Below are 18,289 nucleotides of genomic sequence, written 5' to 3'. Positions count from 1 at the left end.
AAAAACCGTTAACGATCGTCAATCCGATGATTAATCCGTGACGGCGGATAATCGGCCGGTGAAAAGGGCAATGTAGTTGGAAGGAACGCATCAACGTGTTAGAAAGGGTGTTATTCATGAAGGAAACAGGTCCGATTCCGCAGCCGAAGACATTCGGCCCGCTCGGCAATCTTCCTCTGCTTGATAAAGACAAGCCTACAATGTCGCTTATCAAACTGGCAAACGAGCAGGGGCCTATTTTTCAGCTGCATACGCCGGCGGGCGCCATTATCGTCGTGTCCGGCCATGAACTGGTGAAAGAGGTTTGTGATGAAGAGCGGTTCGATAAAAGCATTGAAGGGGCTTTAGAGAAAGTCCGGGCGTTTTCCGGTGACGGGCTGTTTACAAGCTGGACGCATGAGCCTAACTGGCGAAAGGCGCATAATATTCTGATGCCGACCTTCAGCCAGCGCGCGATGAAAGATTATCATTCGATGATGACTGATATCGCGGTGCAGCTGATTCAAAAATGGGCTAGGCTGAACCCGGATGAGGCCGTTGATGTGCCTGCTGATATGACCCGCCTGACGCTCGATACGATCGGGCTTTGCGGCTTTAACTATCGGTTTAACAGCTATTACAGGGAAACGCCTCATCCGTTTATCAACAGCATGGTGCGCGCCCTTGATGAAGCGATGCACCAAATGCAGCGCCTTGATGTTCAGGATAAGCTTATGATCAGGACGAAACGCCAATTTCATCATGACATTCAGGCGATGTTTTCGTTAGTAGACAGTATTATCGCAGAGCGCCGGTCAGGCGGCCGGGATGAAAAGGATCTGCTGGCCAGAATGCTGAATGTGGAAGACCCGGAAACGGGCGAAAAACTTGATGATGAAAATATCCGGTTTCAAATCATTACGTTTTTAATTGCCGGCCACGAAACGACCAGCGGCCTGCTTTCCTTTGCCATCTATTTTCTGCTGAAACATCCCCGTGTTTTGGAAAAAGCCTATGAGGAAGCCGATCGGGTATTGACCGATCCCGTTCCTTCATATAAACAAGTGCTGGATCTTACTTATATCCGAATGATTTTGCAGGAGTCATTGCGCTTATGGCCGACCGCGCCTGCGTTCAGCCTTTATGCGAAAGAGGATACGGTGATCGGCGGGAAATATCCGATCACGCCGAAAGACAGAATTTCCGTCTTAATTCCCCAGCTTCACCGTGATAAAGACGCGTGGGGAGACAATGCGGAGGAATTTTATCCGGAGCGGTTTGAACATCCTGATCAAGTGCCTCAACATGCGTATAAGCCGTTCGGAAACGGTCAGAGGGCGTGTATCGGTATGCAGTTCGCCCTGCATGAAGCAACTCTTGTTCTGGGGATGATTCTGCAGCATTTTACCTTTATCGATCACACCGATTATGAGCTCGATATTAAACAGACGCTAACGATCAAGCCCGGCGACTTTCATATCCGGGTGCGGCCGAGAAACAAAGGAGCCGTTGCGGCAGCCCTACCGGCGGCTGAAAAATCGGCGGAAGACGTCGAAAAAGAAAAACGGGAAACAAAAGGCGCATCCATTATCGGGCTTGATAACCGACCGCTTCTGATTCTGTACGGCTCAGATACGGGAACCGCAGAAGGCGTGGCGCGGGAGCTTGCCGATACTGCCGGGATGCACGGCGTCCGGACTGAAACGGCGCCTTTAAATGACCGGATCGGAAAACTGCCGAAAGAAGGAGCTCTCTTGATCATTACGTCCTCTTATAACGGAAAGCCTCCGAGCAACGCGGGACAATTCGTTCAATGGCTTGAAGAAGTCAAACCCGGGGAGCTGGAAGGCGTCCGATATGCCGTCTTCGGCTGCGGTGATCATAACTGGGCGGCGACATATCAGGCCGTGCCGAGGCTTATTGATGAGAAGCTTGCCGAAAAAGGGGCGGAACGCTTTTCCTCCCGAGGCGAAGGGGACGTCAGCGGCGATTTTGAAGGAAAGCTTGATGAATGGAAAAAAAGCATGTGGACGGACGCCATGAAGGCATTCGGTCTCAAGCTGAATGAAAATGCCGAAAAAGAGCGAAGTTCGCTGGGCCTTCAATTTGTCAGCGGGCTTGGCGGGTCCCCTTTGGCAAAGACGTATGAAGCGGTTTACGCATCCGTTGCGGAAAACAGGGAACTTCAGGCGCCGGAAAGCGGCCGGAGTACAAGGCATATCGAAATCACTCTGCCGAAAGAGGCTGCCTATCATGAAGGGGATCATCTCGGCGTGCTGCCGGTAAACAGCAAGGAGCAGGTCAGCCGTGTTCTCCGCCGGCTCAATCTGAATGGGAATGATCAAGTGCTGCTGACGGCCAGCGGACAGAGCGCGGCTCATCTCCCGCTCGATCGGCCGGTCAGGCTGCATGATCTTCTGAGCAGCTGTGTTGAATTGCAGGAAGCGGCATCAAGGGCTCAAATCCGGGAAATGGCCGCTTATACGGTCTGCCCGCCGCACAAACGGGAATTGGAAGATTTTCTTGAGGAGGGCGTCTATCAGGAGAAAATCTTAACATCGCGCGTCTCGATGCTCGATCTCCTTGAAAAATATGAAGCGTGTGAACTTCCGTTTGAGCGATTTCTGGAGCTTTTGCGCCCGCTGAAGCCGCGGTATTATTCGATTTCAAGTTCGCCTCGGAAACATCCCGGGCAGGCCTCAATTACCGTCGGCGTCGTTCGCGGCCCCGCCCGGAGCGGTTTGGGTGAGTATCGCGGAGTCGCTTCGAATTATTTAGCGGATCGCGGCCCTGAGGATGGTATCGTGATGTTTGTCCGCACTCCGGAAACACGATTCCGGCTGCCGGAAGATCCGGAAAAACCGATTATTATGGTCGGTCCCGGCACAGGAGTCGCCCCGTTCCGCGGATTTCTGCAGGCCCGGGCGGCGTTAAAAAAAGAAGGAAAAGAGCTAGGGGAGGCTCATCTGTATTTCGGATGCAGAAACGATCATGATTTTATTTACCGTGACGAGCTTGTAGCTTATGAAAAAGACGGAATCGTGACGCTTCATACGGCTTTCTCCCGCAAAGAAGGCGTACCAAAAACGTATGTGCAGCACTTAATGGCGAAAGACGCCGGCGCTTTAATTTCCATCCTCGGCCGGGGAGGGCACCTCTACGTATGCGGCGACGGCAGCAAAATGGCGCCCGATGTAGAGGCAACGCTGCAAAAAGCGTATCAGTCGGTCCACGAAACAGACGAACGGCAAGCGCAAGAATGGCTTTTGGACCTCCAGACAAAAGGCATTTACGCAAAAGATGTTTGGGCGGGGATTTGAGCGATATGATGAGAAGGACTGGATGACTCCAGTCCTTTTTTTACATCAGCCAAAAAAATCTTCAAGTTTTTCAACCCCTTTGCATACAATAACTTCAGCCCGCCTGTTGGGCGGCTGTCTTTGATATTCATTTTTCGTTTTTAGAAGTTTGTGTTATTCTTATATTTGGTATCTCCTATTTTTCAGACCGGGTCTGATACGGTACCTTTTAATGCCAGAAAAAAATGTGAAACGAAGAACGGATATCCTGCGTCTAATGGCTGGCGGGATAAGATGTTCAATGGGCATGACACGAATGATAAATATATCGTTTTTTAAAATGGTGTGTTTATGGGGCTGTGTGATGCTTTCGTTTTGCTCGGAAAGCAGGAATTGAAGCAAAAAGTAAGAATACAGATTTAAAGTGTTTAGGAAAGTAGAGGTTGCCATGAAGAAATTATTTTCTTACAGACTTAGTTTTTTTGTACTGGCTATTATTTTGTTTTGGGCCAAAACGTATTTAGCCTATCATGCTGAATTCAACCTTGGGGTGAAGGGTCCGACGCAGCAGTTTCTGCTTGTGATCAATCCGTTCTCAAGCGCCATTTTCTTTTTAGGACTGGCATTGTTTGCGAAAGGCCGCAAATCAGCGATTATCATGGTGATTATTGATTTCATCATGACGTTTATTTTGTATGCAAATATCCTATTCTATCGATTCTTCGATGATTTCTTGACATTCCCGAACTTAAAGCAATCCGGTAATGTCGGAAATATGGGAGACGGCATCTTCAGCATTATGTCCGGCCATGATATTTTATACTTTGTTGATATTATTATTTTAATCGCGCTTCTGGTGTGGAGACGTGAGCTGAAGGAATTCAAGCTGAAAAAACGGTATACGTCATTAATTATCGTGACGGGTATTGTTTTGTTCTTCGTGAACCTGGCGATTGCCGAAGAGGACCGCCCGGAGCTGCTGACAAGAACGTTTGACCGCAATTACATTGTAAAATACTTAGGCCTTTATAATTACACGATTTATGACGGCGTGCAGACGGCGCAGACGGAATCACAGCGGGCATATGCCAGCAGCGATGACCTGACGAGCGTTGAAAACTACACATCCTCGCATTATGCGAAGCCGAACGCCGAGTATTTCGGCAAGGCCAAAGGCAAAAACATTATTAAGATTCACTTGGAAAGTTTCCAAACGTTTTTGATCAACTACAAACTTGACGGAAAAGAAGTCACGCCGTTCCTGAATAAACTCGCCCGCGGCGGAGAGGACATGACGTACTTTGATAACTTTTTCCACCAAACGGGCCAAGGTAAAACATCTGACGCCGAGCTGATGATGGATAACAGCCTGTTCGGACTGCCTGAAGGGTCAGCCTTCGTGACAAAAGGGGAAAACACGTATCAATCGCTTCCTGCCATCCTTAACCAAAGTGAGGGCTATACAAGCGCCGTTTTACACGGTGACTACAAATCATTCTGGAACCGTGACCAGATATACAAACATATCGGCTACGATAAATTCTTTGACGCCAGCACATACGATATGTCTGATGACAACCTTGTCAATTTGGGGCTGAAGGATAAACCATTCTTCAAAGAATCCATTCCGAAGCTTCAATCGCTGAAACAGCCGTTCTATGCGCATTTGCTCACGCTGACGAACCATTATCCGTTTACGCTTGATGAAAAAGACGCAACGATCGAAAAAGCGAAAACGGGCGACGCGACTGTGGATGACTATTTCCAGACGGCGCGTTATCTCGACGAGGCGCTTGAACAGTTCTTTAAAGATCTGAAGTCATCCGGTTTATATGACAACTCGGTGATTATGCTTTACGGAGACCACTACGGAATCTCTGAAAACCATAACCGCGCGATGAAAGAAATTCTCGGCAAAGAAATTACGCCTTATCAAAACGCGCAGAATCAGCGTGTGCCGCTTATGATTCGCATCCCCGGCAAAAAAGGCGGGGTGAACCATACGTACGGCGGTGAAATGGACGTTGTGCCGACGATCCTTCACTTGGAAGGCATCGATTCTAGGAAATATATTAATTTCGGCACCGATCTCTTCTCGAAAGACCATGATGATACGGTGGCGTTCCGTAACGGAGATTACGTCACGCCGAAATATACTTCCATCTCCAATGTCGTATACGATACGAAGACAGGAAAAGAACTGAAAGGCAATCAGGAAACGAAAAACCTGAAAGCCAGAGTCACAGAGCAGCTGAAGCTGTCTGACAGCGTGATGTACAAAGACCTGCTCAGATTCCACAAATTGAGCGACTTTACGCCGGTTGATCCGTCTAAATATCGTTACGGCAAAGAAAAGCTGAATCAGGATAATAAATAATAGAAAGAGCCTTACGGAATTTCCGTAAGGCTCTTTTTTTGTGTGTATCTTCACCAATCTGAAAAAAGAGAGAGCTTTTGGTCACAAAGGGCGCCAATCTCTCATATCTTACAGTAGATTTTGAAACCGGTGATAGAGAATCGGACAAATTATCGGGTTGGTTTCTCTTATACGGGCGGTTTCGAATCCAATATTCACAGAGAAGAGGGGTAGAGATGAAAGCAGTCATTCTCTGCGGCGGAAAAGGAACGAGAATGAGCGAAATCACCAATGAACGTCCCAAACCGCTCGCCATGATAGGCGGCAAACCGATTCTATGGCATATTATGAAACTCTATCAATACTATGGCGTGAACGAATTTATCCTGCTTCTTGGTTTCAAAGGAGAGATGATTAAGGAATATTTCTTAGATTATGACTGGAAGAATCACAGCATGACGCTGGACAGCTCTACCGGAGAAGTGCGGATATTGGGAAAATCCGAGCCGTGGAAAATCACTTTTTTAGACACGGGGGAACACACGCAGACAGCGGGGCGGCTTTTACAGGCGAAGGACATCATCGGTGATGAAACCTTTCTTATGACGTATGGGGACGGACTGGCCAACATCAACCTGTTTCATCTGATCAGCTATCATCAATCAAAAGGGGCTGCGGCAACCGTCACCGGTATAGAAAAGACCTCGCAATTCGGAACGCTGACGGTTGAAGACGGTATGGCGAAAAGCTTTTCTGAAAAAACCTCAAGTGAAGGCATCATCAACGGCGGATTTTTCGTGCTCAGCCCGAAGGTATTTGATTATCTGCCGAAAGACAGGGACGTCATGTTTGAAGAAGAACCGCTGAAGGAGCTGGCGAAGGACGGCGAATTGGCGGTATACCGGCATTACGGTTTCTGGACGGCGATCGATACGTATAAAAACCTGCTGGAAATCAACAAGATGTGGGACCGGGGACAACATGTATGGAAGGTATGGTGATCAAGTTTGAGTTTCTGGAAAAATAAAAATGTGTTTGTGACGGGATGTACAGGTCTTTTAGGAAGCTGCTTGGTGAAGGAACTGATCGATCAGGGGGCCAATGTGACGGGACTTGTCCGTGACACTGTGCCCAAGTCGAACCTGTATCAGGGAGAACAAGTGAAGCAAATGAATATCGTGCAGGGCGCGCTTGAGGATCTGGATGTGATTGAGCGGGCGCTGGGCGAATATGAAATTGACACGGTCTTTCATTTAGCCGCTCAGGCGATCGTCGGCGTCGCAAACCGCAATCCGATTTCCACATTTGAAGCCAATATTCTCGGCACATGGAACATCCTTGAAGCGTGCCGCAGGCATCCGCTCATCAAGCGGGTGATCGTCGCGTCCAGTGATAAAGCGTACGGCGACCAGCCGACACTGCCGTACGATGAAAACATGCCTCTTCAGGGCAAACATCCGTATGACGTATCAAAAAGCTGTGCCGATTTGTTAAGCCACACATATTTTAATACGTACGGACTTCCGGTCTGTATTACGCGCTGCGGCAACTTGTACGGCGGCGGAGATTTGAACTTCAACCGGATTATTCCGCAGACGATTCAGCTCGTGCTGAACGGTGAAGCGCCGGAAATCCGCAGCGACGGCACATTTATCCGTGATTATTTTTACATCGAGGATGCGGTCGAGGCATACCTTTTGCTGGCGGAAAAGATGGAGGAGCTCAATCTTGCGGGAGAAGCGTTCAACTTCAGCAATGAGATTCAGCTGACGGTGCTGGAGCTTGTAGAAAAAATTCTTAAGGCCATGGACAGTGACCTCAAGCCGAAAGTGCTCAACCAGGGAAGCCATGAAATCAAGCACCAATATTTATCGGCGGAAAAGGCGAGGAAGCTTCTGAATTGGACGCCCGCGCATACCATTGATGAAGGATTGGAAAAAACGATCGAATGGTATAAAGCCTTTTTTCAAAAGTAACAGAAACAGAGGTGAGAGAAAGACGTGACAAGCGCATATTGCACAGTTTTATCAAAAGGAAGGCTGTATCAGGCCATCGCTTTGTTCGGCTCATTGAAAGCGGTTCAGGCGGACGCCCCCATTTTTACTTTGTGTATGGATCAAGACACCTATGACGTGCTTCAGGCAATGCGGCCGGATAATGTCACCTTGATTCAGGTGTCCGCACTGGAAAATGAGGAGCTCCTTGAACTGAAGCGGACGAGGGATCAGAGCGAATACTGCTGGACGGTGAAGCCGGTATTTCTCGAATTCGTGCTGGACGGACATCCGGAATTAGAACGTGTCACGTACATTGATGCCGATTTGTTTTTCTTCGCTGATCCGCGCGCGATTTTTGACAATCAGCCGGATTGTTCGGTGCTTCTGTCACGGGGCGATATCGTCATTCCCTCATTTGAAAAACAGGAAATCGACATGCTGCAGCGTCTTTTAGGCCGGTATAATTCCGGTTTTCTCAGCTTCAAAACCGACAGTGCCGGCACAGATTGTCTCAGATGGTGGAAAGAACGCTGCCTGGAGGAATGCAAAAATGCGCCGGGCGAAGGAAAATTCGGAGATCAAGGCTACTTGGATTACATGTCCGGCCTGTTCCCGAACGTGTGTGACATCACCACGCCCGGCGTGAATATCGGCCATTGGAATTACGGCCGCCACACGTTTTCATGGAAGGACGGGCGTCTTGTGCTCGAAGACGGAAGTCCGCTGATTTTCTATCATTTCAGCGGATACCGGATCGTTACAGCCGGCGACATTCGGCAGATTCATGAGACGGACCGGACCGACCTGCCGTTTGTCCATCAGCTTTACCAGGACATTCTGAAGCGGGTGATCGGGACGGTCAGCGCCGTCTGCCCGGAGTTCAGCGGCTTTGCATCTGAGGATGATAACAAATAAATGATCATATACAGGAAGTGAACGAAAAGTGAAGGCAAGCGTCATTGTTCCCGCATATAATTCCAAGGAGAGGCTTTATAACAGCCTGCTGTCCCTGAATGAACAGGAATGCACAGAGCCGTTCGAAGTGATTGTGGCTGACAACGGTTCGGAAGACGGAACCTTATCCATGCTTGAATCATTCAGCGCGAATTTCCCGCTGATTTTTGTGAGAATTAAAGAAAACAGAGGGATCGCTTACGGCCGGAATCAGGCGGTCCGCAATGCCAGAGGCGATATTTTGATCTTCCATGACAGCGACATGCTTGCCGAAAAGGATTTGGTGGCGAAGCATATCAAGGCTCATGAGAACCGGGACGATCTTGTCGTATGCGGTATGTTCTGGAAGCGGATTTACAGCTTTTATTATGACCGTTTTGAAAAAGAGCATAAGGAAAAACTCGCCGAACTGTATGAAGAGCTGCCGGGCGATAAAGAGCCGCTCCTTGAAGAAGGTGACATCAGAGACGGAAGTTTTCTTGACCAATGCTTTGATTTAGATACCGACTTTATCCGTGTGCTGAAAAGCATTTTGGAAAAATACGGAGATGATTTGAACGGCTACCGTCTGCCGTGGCGTTTTTTCATTACGAACAATTCGTCAGTCAAGAGACAGCACGTGGCAGATCTCGGCCTGTTTGATGAAGGCATTGTCAGATACGGCTTTGAAGATTATGATCTCGGCATCAGGCTTCATCAGTCGGGAATGAGATTTCAGCTGCGGCGCGATATCATGAGCGTCCATCAGGAGCATCCGAGCAACTGCGCTTCCGTTGATGACATCAGGGCGAACATCGCGTACATGTGCGACAAGTACAATGACATTCATTCGCTTGACGTGCACCTCGCGTTTAACGGCCCGTTTGACGCGGAGTTAACCAACAGCATGATGGCAGACATCGAAGTGCTGCTTGATTATGAGAAATATGAAAGCCTGCTGCACATTTTTCTCGAACTGCTCCACGCGGTTAAAGACCGCAACCTCGACCCGGACTGGAAGACGAAAAGCCCGCGGATCACGGCGAACAGCTTCAATCTGCCGGAGGTCGGGAAGCTTTTGGCAAAAGCGGAAAAAAAGCTGGGCGTCACGCACTTTGCAAGGGCGTTCAAAGCGCTGGCTGCTGATTTACTGCATGTGGATCTTAAATAAATTGGATGTGATATGGTGAGTAAATATCATTTTTCAACCATTGTTTCCAGAACGCATATCTTTAAACTGATGCCGATGATTCATTCTCTCCATGAGCATTGCCGGGATTTTCATCTGTATGTGCTGTGTGTCGATCAGAAAGCGTATGAATTGCTTCAGCAGGTGCCGTGGGAACATGTCACGGCGGTTCAGCTCCATGAAATGGAGGACCCGGAGCTGCTTGAAGCAAAGGGCGGCCGGACGTTTCATGAATATTGCTGGACGCTGAAGCCGGCATTTCTGTTCCATGTGATGACAGAGTATGATGAAGCTGAATATTTTGCCCACTTGGACACCGATCTCTTTTTCTTCTCAGATGCGGGCGAGCTGTTTGCGGAAAAGCCGGATGCTTCCCTTTTTCTGACGGATCACCGCAATTCAGAACGGTTTGCGTCTTATTACAAGCTGACAGGGCAGTACAACACCGGGTTTGTCGGCGCGCGGAATACCGGGGAAGCGTATCGGGCGGTCTGGCAGTGGAGACAGGATTGCATCTCCTATTGTACGGTGGAGATGAATGAAGAAAAAAAGACATACGGTGACCAAAGGTATGTTGAAAAGTGGCCCGCGCAGTTTGAACACGTTCATGTCACGGAGTCGATCGGCGCGAATGCGGCGCTGTGGAATATTGAGCAATATGACGTCAGCCTGCGCGACGGGGCTGTATATGTCAATGACACCCCGCTGATTTTTTATCATTTTTCAGGCTTTACGCTCGTCACGGAGAACGAATTCAATCTGTGCTGGTACTATCACATTGATGACGAGGCGACAGTCAATATGATTTACGTGCCGTACATCAAAAACGTGAAAAAATGGATTGATGAAATTCAAAAAGCATTTCCCGATTTCAGAGACGGGTTTATTCCGAAATATGCGGTTCCTGACACCCATTTTTATACGGTTGAAACATAAAATCCCTGCCTTTTCGGCAGGGATTGTTTTTATGAATGCCATTCTTTTAATGTTTTGTCGCTCGGCAGGACAAAGGCGAGCAGACCTAAAACGGGCAGAAAGGCGACGGCTGTCATGGTCGGCGTCAATCCCGCTGAATCAATAAGAGCTCCGAGCGCAACGGCTCCGATCGCGCCCATTCCGAAGGCGAGCCCGACCGTAAGCCCTGACATCGTTCCGATTTTGCCTGGAACAAGCTCCTGCGCGTAGACAACCGTCACGGAGAAGCTGGACATCAGAACAACACCAATCAGCGCCAGTACGCCATAGGCGATGACAGGCCCCGCAAACGGAAGAAAAATCGTCAATGGAGCCGATGCTATCATCGAAACGATGATGACGTTCCGCTTTCCGAAACGGTCTGCAAGCGGCCCGCCGAGAAACGTTCCGACTGCTCCGAAAAATAAAAAGACGAAGATGTAGCTCTGTGCCTGCTGAATGCTGACATGATAGGCATTCATCGCATAGAACGTATAAAAGTTGCCGATCGCGCTCACATACCAGGAGCGCGCGAAAATTAAGAAGATAATCATGATAAGGGCGAGAATAATCGGTTTTGTAATCACGGTCTGCACAGCGGCGGCCGGTGATTTTTTACTTACGGCGCGCAAATGAATAAGGCGGCCTTTATACCATTTGGCGATATAAATGAGAAACAGCACAGCGATTGCGGCGACAAGCGTGAACCAGACAGAGCCGAATTGACCGAGCGGAACGAGAATCAGCGCGGTAATCAAGGGCGCCATCGCCTGGCCGGTATTCCCTCCGACTTGGTAAATCGATTGCGCCAAGCCGCGCTTTTCGCCGGCGGCCATGTAGGCGACACGCGATCCTTCAGGATGAAAGACGGCGGAGCCAAGGCCGATAAAAAAGACACAGCATAAAATCGTCAGAAAAGACGGGGCGAACGCGAGACCTAAAATGCCGAGCATGCTTGCGGTGAGTCCGAGCGGCAAAGCATACGGCATCGGGCGTTTATCCGTATACCAGCCGATGACGGGCTGCATCACGGAAGACACCATATTCAGCGTAAAGGCGATCATTCCGAGCTGCGTAAATGTAAGATTCATGGAACGTTCCAAAATCGGAAACATCGCCGGAATCACCGCTTGCAGTGAATCGTTCAGCAGATGACAGATCCCGATAATGAACAAAATAGAATACATGGTTGTTTCGGGACGATGGACAGGTTTTTCTTTAAGCGGGGCGGCAATTGCCAAAGTGATTCTCCTCCTTTTTATGTAAACGAAGCATACACCATATTATTCATAAGGTGAATGAATTATCAAGTGCAAAAAAGGCTCTTCTTTCTCAAACAGAAAAAAGAGCCTCCCTTTTTATTTATTTAACAAACTGTGTTTTCTCGAATACATCATATAAACGACGATCCCGGCGGCGATCCAGATGACAAAGGCGATCCATGTCACGCCCGGCAGGCTGCTTGCGAGATACAGGCATAAGCATGCGCTGATGATCGGCACAACAGGCACGAAAGGAACACGGAAGGAAGATTTGATCTCCGGATGTTTCTTTCTTAAAACGATGACGGCGATCGCAATGACCGTAAAGGCCGCCAAGGTTCCCATGTTGACGAGATGCGCCAAGGTTCCCAGATCAATAAAACCCGCGATCCCGGCGGCAATGATCCCCGTCACCCATGTGTTTTGAAACGGTGTTTTAAAACGCGGGTGAACCTTGGAAAACATGCGTGGCAAAAGGCCGTCTCTGCTCATCGCAAATGTAAGGCGCACCTGAGCGTAAAGCAGAGCGAGCATGACCGTTGTAATCCCGATAATCGCGCCGACGGAAATAATGCCTGCTATCTTGTTCTGGCCGACAAATTGAAGCGCGAAAGATACCGGATCTCCGACATTCAGCTTGGTGTACGAAAGCATTCCCGTCAGGACGAGCGATACCGTAATGTAAAGGATGGTGCAGATGGCGAGCGCGCCGATGATTCCGACCGGCATTGATTTCTGCGGGTTTTTCACTTCTTCCGACGCGTTTGACACGGCATCAAATCCGAGATACGCGAAGAAAACGGTCGCGGCGCTCGTGATGACGCCTTTCATTCCGAACGGCATAAACGGCGACCAGTTTTCCGGTTTCACGTAGCCGAAACCGACAATGATAAATAGCAGAATGATCGCAATTTTCATCAATACAATGACATTGTTAAAGCGGGTGCTTTCTTTCACGCCTCTTGAAACAATCGCGGTAATGACCAAAATAATGATAACGGCCGGCAGGTTGAACACGGCACCCGTTTTGCTGCCGGGTGCGGCGGTCAGCGCCTCCGGAAGATGCAGCCCGAAGCCTGCAAGAAGCGATTGGAAATAGGATGACCAGCCGGTTGCGACGGCGGCAAGCGCGATGACATATTCAAGCATTAAGTCCCATCCGATTAAAAACGCGAGACACTCCCCGAGAGTGACATATGAATACGTATATACGCTGCCTGAAATCGGAATGGAGGAAGAAAATTCCGCATAACAAAACGCGGCGAGCGCGCAGGCAAGACCCGCGAGCACAAACGACAGAATCAAAGCCGGTCCTGCGCCTGTCGCGGCCACAGTCCCGGTAATCACAAAAATCCCCGTTCCGACAACACAGCCGATTCCGAGCAAAACCAAGTCAAAAGCGCTTAACGAGCGGGACAGGCTGGTCTGTTTGCTCTGGGCCTTTAAGTCGGCCAGCGGCTTTTTCCGAAATAGTAAAGACATATGGGTCCTCCTGAAAATTCATAATATTCTTATCATTATATACACTGACGTTTGTATTATATTGTCGAAATTTCTCGCAGTCAATTAAAGAATTTTCCACTTTAAAAGGACAAAGCTAAAAAGCGTCGATGCACGGAAGGAACGGGAATTTTATTGTGAAATAGTTCAATTTTCTCACCTTAAGACCGATACAAAAGATGACTCATCAACTAATTTCAAGTTTCGGTGAAAGGGAGATGTTTACATGTTTCAATATGAAGAACTAAATAAGCAGTTTATCGGCGGCCGATGGAGGGATGGGAGCAGCCGGAACGTATTGGAAAACAGAAATCCTTATACTCAAAAAGTCATCACCTCATTCCAAAAAGCGACGTCTGATGACGTGGATGCGGCATATCGCGCCGCGGCTCTTGCGAAACAAGAATGGGACAAAGTAAACCCTTTTAAAAAGCGGGCCATTTTGGAAAAAGCCGTTTCTTTCATCGAAGAGCACGAAGAAGCGATTATTTACTTAATCATGGAGGAGCTTGGCGGAACACGGCTGAAGGCTGAGTTTGAAATCGGACTTGTCAAAAATATGATAAAAGAAGCCGCAACATTTCCGGTGCGGATGGAAGGGAAAATTCTCCCGTCCACGATTGACGGAAAAGAAAACAGGCTGTACAGAATACCCGCCGGAGTCGTGGGAGTGATCAGCCCGTTTAATTTCCCGTTTTTCCTTTCGATGAAATCTGTTGCGCCGGCACTCGGCGCGGGGAACGGCGTCGTGCTGAAGCCTCATGAAGAAACACCGATCTGCGGCGGAACGCTTATCGCGAAAATTTTTGAAGCGGCCGGCGTACCGGACGGGCTGCTGAATGTTATCGTGACGGATATCGGGGAGATCGGCGACAGCTTTGTTGAGCATCCCGTGCCGCGGATTATCTCATTTACAGGCTCAACCGGAGTGGGCAGCTATATCGGACAGCTTGCGGTCAAACACTTTAAAAAACCGCTGTTGGAGCTTGGCGGAAACAGCGCGCTGATCGTGCTTGAGGATGCTGATCTTGAATACGCCGTCAATGCGGCCGTATTCAGCCGGTTTACGCATCAAGGCCAGATCTGTATGTCGGCGAACCGCGTGCTCGTTCACACATCTGTATATGACAAATTTACAGAGCTTTACGAAGCGAAAGTGTCATCGCTGAAAGTCGGCGATCCGATGGACCCTGATACGGTTATCGGTCCTTTAATCAATGAGAGACAGGCGGAAGGTCTGAGACGGTCTGTCGAAAAAGCGATAGAAGAGGGAGCGGTTCCGGTGCTGTCCGGCCGATTCAGCGGAACGGTCGCTGAGCCCGTCATTTTAAAAGATGTGAAACCTGAGATGAGCATCGCGAAGGAGGAGCTGTTCGGACCGGCCGTCTGCATCATGCCGTTTGAAACGGAGGATGAAGCGGTAAGCATCGCAAACGCGACACCGTTCGGTTTAAGCGGAGCCGTGCATACGGCAAACGTTGAGCGCGGCGTTGAGTTTGCTAAGCGGATCGAAACCGGCATGATTCACGTCAACGATACGACCATTAATGATGAACCGAACGTCGCGTTCGGCGGCGAGAAGCAATCAGGTCTCGGCAGGCTGAACGGCGAATGGAGCCTTGAAGAATTCACCACGCTGAAATGGATTTCGGTTCAGCATGAAAAACGGCAATTCCCATATTAAGAAGGAGTGAAAGAAATGAGTATACAGACGGAGCAGCAAACGCACAGCCTGCTTGACGCTTTTGTCAAAGTTGCGCCTTTTTTAAACAGCCTGATCCAAGATGACATCACCATCGGAATTTATGATACAGAAAAATTAATCGTGAATATTCCGGCTAAAACGTTTTCTCTTAACGTAAAGCCGGGGGACCCGCTGCAAAAAGGGGACATCATTACAGACGCGATCCGCATGAATCAGAAGAAGACAAGCATGGTGCCGAAAGAGCTGTTCGGATTTCCGCTGATCGCCAGAGCGATTCCGCTTCACGATGAAAACGGAAAAGTCATCGGCGGCGTCGGTCTCGGCACGAGCCTTGAAAAATCAGCCAAGCTTCATGATGTCGCTGAAAGCCTGTCCGCCGTCGTGGAGCAGACCGCTTCGGCCATCGCGGATATCTCAGAATCCATCAGCGGTTTCTCAGCACAGATGAACGGGATTTCCACTCAGGCGAAACAAGTCAGTGAAAGCGCGGGAGAAATCGCCGACATTTCCGTCACTGTCAAGGGCATCTCGGATCAAAGCAATCTGCTCGGTTTGAATGCGGCCATTGAAGCCGCGAGAGCAGGAGAATCCGGCAAGGGCTTTTCCGTGGTGGCGGATGAGATCCGCAAGCTTGCCACTCATTCAAAAGACAATGTCGGCCAAATTGACCAAATTACGAAAAAAATCCACAGCCTGCTGAAAGGGCTGGAGGACTCAATTGAATCCATCAACCAGAACACGGACGGCCAAGCGGCGGCGGTTGAACAAATTTCTGCCACGATGCAGGAAATTTCGGGAAGCGCCCAGCATTTAGCGAAAATGGCTGAAAACGTACTCGGAGAGTCATAAAAAAAGGGAGCTTACGGGCTCCTTTTTTGTTTTCCCTTTATCAATCGAAAACTGCACTTACACGTTTGATCCGTCATGCTAAAGGGGTACACATACGAATACATCACCAATGATAAAGGAGAGTCTTGTATGTCTGATGCAAATCTGCACAACCCGCTGACGAAATATGATCATGATGAATTTCCAAAACAATATCAAGAACCGCCCGGTTTGCAAAAAGAGATGAAGCCTGTGCCGGACTGCGGTGAAACAAGCTATAAAGGAGCCGGCAAGCTGAAGGGAAGAAAAGCCCTCGTCACCGGCGGCGATTCAGGTATCGGCCGGGCCGCCGCGATTGCTTATGCCCGGGAAGGGGCGGATGTGGCGATTAACTATCTGCCTGAGGAACAGCCGGATGCCGAAGAAGTGAAAGCGTTAATTGAAAAAGAGGGAAGAAAAGCCGTTCTGCTGCCGGGAGATTTAAGCGATGAAACGTTTTGCGGAGAATTGGCGGAAAAAGCGTATCAAGAGCTTGGCGGTCTTGACACGCTCGCTCTTGTCGCCGGCAAACAGCAGGCAGTGGATGATATCAGCGATCTTGCCACAGAACAAATCTATCAAACATTTGAAGTCAACGTATTCTCGCTGTATTGGCTCGTCAAAGCCGCGCTTCCGTATCTGCCGGAAGGCGCGTCTATTATTACGACAACGTCCGTAGAAGGGTATAATCCAAGCCCGATGCTGTTGGATTATGCCGCGACGAAACATGCCATTATCGGTTTTACCGTCGGCTTAGGAAAGCAGCTGGCGAATAAAGGAATCAGAGTCAACTCGGTAGCGCCGGGGCCGATCTGGACGCCGCTGCAGATTTCGGGAGGACAGCCCGGTGAAAACATTCCGAAATTCGGCAAGGAAACACCGGCCGTCCCATTAAAGCGTGCCGGACAGCCGGCGGAGCTAGCAGGGATTTATGTCTTTTTGGCCTCAGAAGAATCGAGCTATGTGACATCCCAAATTTACAGTGTAAGCGGAGGAATTCCGACAGCGTAATCAATAAGGAGCTGCCCTTCACACGGGGGCAGCTCTTTTTTTCGATGTTATGTGCCGAGCACGTTTTGATTATACAGGACACTCGGATGTGACGGATGATAGGAGGCGGCTTTGTCGTTATGAATCTTCGCTTTTTCTCTGTCGCCGAGCTGCCAGTGGCAGACGCAGAGCTGCAGATGGGGATACCAGGTGGAGTACTCGAGCTGGGTAAAGCCTGCATCACTGCTTTTGGCGGATAGGGCGAGCTCATACCAAAACACGCCCTGCCGGTATTGCCGTTTCTCCGCAAAATAGTCGCCGAGCCTGCAGCAGAACTCCGGCCGCGGACAATCGATCAGAAATGATTTTAAGAGAGATGTCATGGCGGCCTCTTCATGGCCGACCGCCCTGTAGCAATCGGATAGATATTGGCACGTTCTGATCTCGTCTTCGATCCAGCACTGTTTTGTGGAAAGAAAATGGTGATAATACGTGATGGCGCGCTGATACTGGCCGTGATCCTTTAATTCATTCGCGAAGTAAAACAAATCGCGCGGTGTCATCGTTTCACTGTTTTCCGCCATTTTCTCATAAATCTTCAAGTTGCGGTCTGAGGGAGGCGAGTGCTTTTTCTCGGATTTCCGGTGTGTGACGGCAATATCGGTTTCTATGATGTTTCCGTATACTTCAAGATACTCATGCACGGCTCCGATCCAGCGGAACCCTTTTTCACGCTTGACGAGTCGGTTGCGGCGGTATCTGAAGCTGACCTCTCCCCGAGCATCAAAGCCGACGTGATAATACATGGATATCGCGTCCACCTCTTTTGAAAGCGACGCCTTCAGTTCAATCAGCTTTTCACGGTCCTTTTCCGTCAGTATATCGTCGGCGTCCAGCCACAGAATATAATCCATTTCCGCTTTCGAAAACACAAAATTACGGGCGGCCGCAAAGTGATCGATCCATTCAAAATCATAAATCTTATCCGTATAACGGGCCGCGATTTCTTTCGTCCGGTCGGTCGAGCCCGTATCAGCAATCACAATTTCATCCGCAATGTCTTTGACGGAATCAAGACAGCCCGCAAGCACTTCCTCTTCATTTTTCACGATAACGCACAAACTGACGCTGATCATGTCATCACCTCTTCCCCTCCAGTGTATAAAAGGAGAGGCGGAAACATTCTTCGGACAAAATGATCTCTTCCAAGAAATTTGTCTGTCCTTTTACTAGTTTTATTCCAGCGCCTGATTTAAAA

Annotated in this window: 13 protein-coding genes; 10 read left to right on the top strand and 3 right to left on the bottom strand. The window is 49.1% G+C overall.

Going from position 1 to position 18,289, the window contains the following annotated elements:
- The first annotated feature begins 116 nt into the window (after positions 1-116).
- The 7 genes from AR442_RS18705 to AR442_RS18675 all read left to right on the top strand — a co-directional run bounded on the left by AR442_RS18705 (position 117) and on the right by AR442_RS18675 (position 10,689).
- Positions 117-3,299, top strand: coding sequence for a bifunctional cytochrome P450/NADPH--P450 reductase (locus AR442_RS18705; protein ID WP_053285239.1), 3,183 nt, complete (start codon positions 117-119; stop codon positions 3,297-3,299).
- A 427-nt stretch (positions 3,300-3,726) separates the two neighbouring features.
- A complete protein-coding gene (gene ltaS / locus AR442_RS18700) occupies positions 3,727-5,655 on the top strand; it encodes a lipoteichoic acid synthase (protein ID WP_053285238.1) in 1,929 nt (642 codons plus the stop codon).
- 215 nt (positions 5,656-5,870) lie between these two features.
- Positions 5,871-6,635, top strand: coding sequence for a glucose-1-phosphate cytidylyltransferase (gene rfbF / locus AR442_RS18695; protein WP_014417150.1), 765 nt, complete (start codon positions 5,871-5,873; stop codon positions 6,633-6,635).
- 6 nt (positions 6,636-6,641) lie between these two features.
- Positions 6,642-7,610 (top strand): GDP-mannose 4,6-dehydratase, encoded by a 969-nt coding sequence (locus AR442_RS18690; RefSeq protein ID WP_012117042.1) that lies wholly within the window; start codon positions 6,642-6,644, stop codon positions 7,608-7,610.
- Between the two features lie 24 nt (positions 7,611-7,634).
- Entirely contained in the window at positions 7,635-8,546 is a 912-nt protein-coding gene (locus tag AR442_RS18685) for a putative nucleotide-diphospho-sugar transferase (RefSeq protein WP_014417151.1), read from the top strand.
- A gap of 28 nt (positions 8,547-8,574) precedes the next feature.
- Entirely contained in the window at positions 8,575-9,735 is a 1,161-nt protein-coding gene (locus AR442_RS18680) for a glycosyltransferase family 2 protein (RefSeq protein WP_014417152.1), read from the top strand.
- A gap of 15 nt (positions 9,736-9,750) precedes the next feature.
- The gene (locus AR442_RS18675; RefSeq protein ID WP_014417153.1) at positions 9,751-10,689 is read left to right on the top strand and encodes a putative nucleotide-diphospho-sugar transferase; all 939 of its coding nucleotides are present in this window, start codon (positions 9,751-9,753) and stop codon (positions 10,687-10,689) included.
- Positions 10,690-10,718: 29 nt separating this feature from the next.
- On the opposite strand, the gene AR442_RS18670 is transcribed toward AR442_RS18675, so the two are convergent.
- Both AR442_RS18670 and bcaP read right to left on the bottom strand, forming a co-directional pair.
- Positions 10,719-11,948 (bottom strand): MFS transporter, encoded by a 1,230-nt coding sequence (locus AR442_RS18670; protein WP_014417154.1) that lies wholly within the window; start codon positions 11,946-11,948, stop codon positions 10,719-10,721.
- Positions 11,949-12,065: 117 nt separating this feature from the next.
- On the bottom strand, positions 12,066-13,451 hold the full coding sequence (gene bcaP, locus AR442_RS18665) for a branched-chain amino acid transporter BcaP (protein ID WP_014417155.1): 1,386 nt from the start codon (positions 13,449-13,451) through the stop codon (positions 12,066-12,068).
- 244 nt (positions 13,452-13,695) lie between these two features.
- Between bcaP and yfmT the strand changes: the two genes are divergently transcribed.
- From yfmT to AR442_RS18650, 3 genes are all read left to right on the top strand, one after another.
- A complete protein-coding gene (gene yfmT / locus AR442_RS18660) occupies positions 13,696-15,153 on the top strand; it encodes a benzaldehyde dehydrogenase (RefSeq protein WP_007408954.1) in 1,458 nt (485 codons plus the stop codon).
- A 15-nt stretch (positions 15,154-15,168) separates the two neighbouring features.
- Positions 15,169-16,023, top strand: a complete 855-nt coding sequence (locus AR442_RS18655; RefSeq protein ID WP_014417157.1) for a methyl-accepting chemotaxis protein — start codon at positions 15,169-15,171, stop codon at positions 16,021-16,023.
- Between the two features lie 129 nt (positions 16,024-16,152).
- Positions 16,153-17,052, top strand: a complete 900-nt coding sequence (locus AR442_RS18650; protein ID WP_021495145.1) for an SDR family oxidoreductase — start codon at positions 16,153-16,155, stop codon at positions 17,050-17,052.
- A 47-nt stretch (positions 17,053-17,099) separates the two neighbouring features.
- On the opposite strand, the gene AR442_RS18645 is transcribed toward AR442_RS18650, so the two are convergent.
- A complete protein-coding gene (locus AR442_RS18645) occupies positions 17,100-18,167 on the bottom strand; it encodes a tetratricopeptide repeat-containing glycosyltransferase family 2 protein (RefSeq protein ID WP_053285237.1) in 1,068 nt (355 codons plus the stop codon).
- Between the last annotated feature and the right edge of the window lie 122 nt (positions 18,168-18,289).

Origin of the sequence: Bacillus velezensis (assembly GCF_001461825.1) — a bacterium.
Lineage (GTDB): Bacteria > Bacillota > Bacilli > Bacillales > Bacillaceae > Bacillus > Bacillus velezensis.
This window is presented reverse-complemented; position numbering and strand designations above follow the sequence as displayed.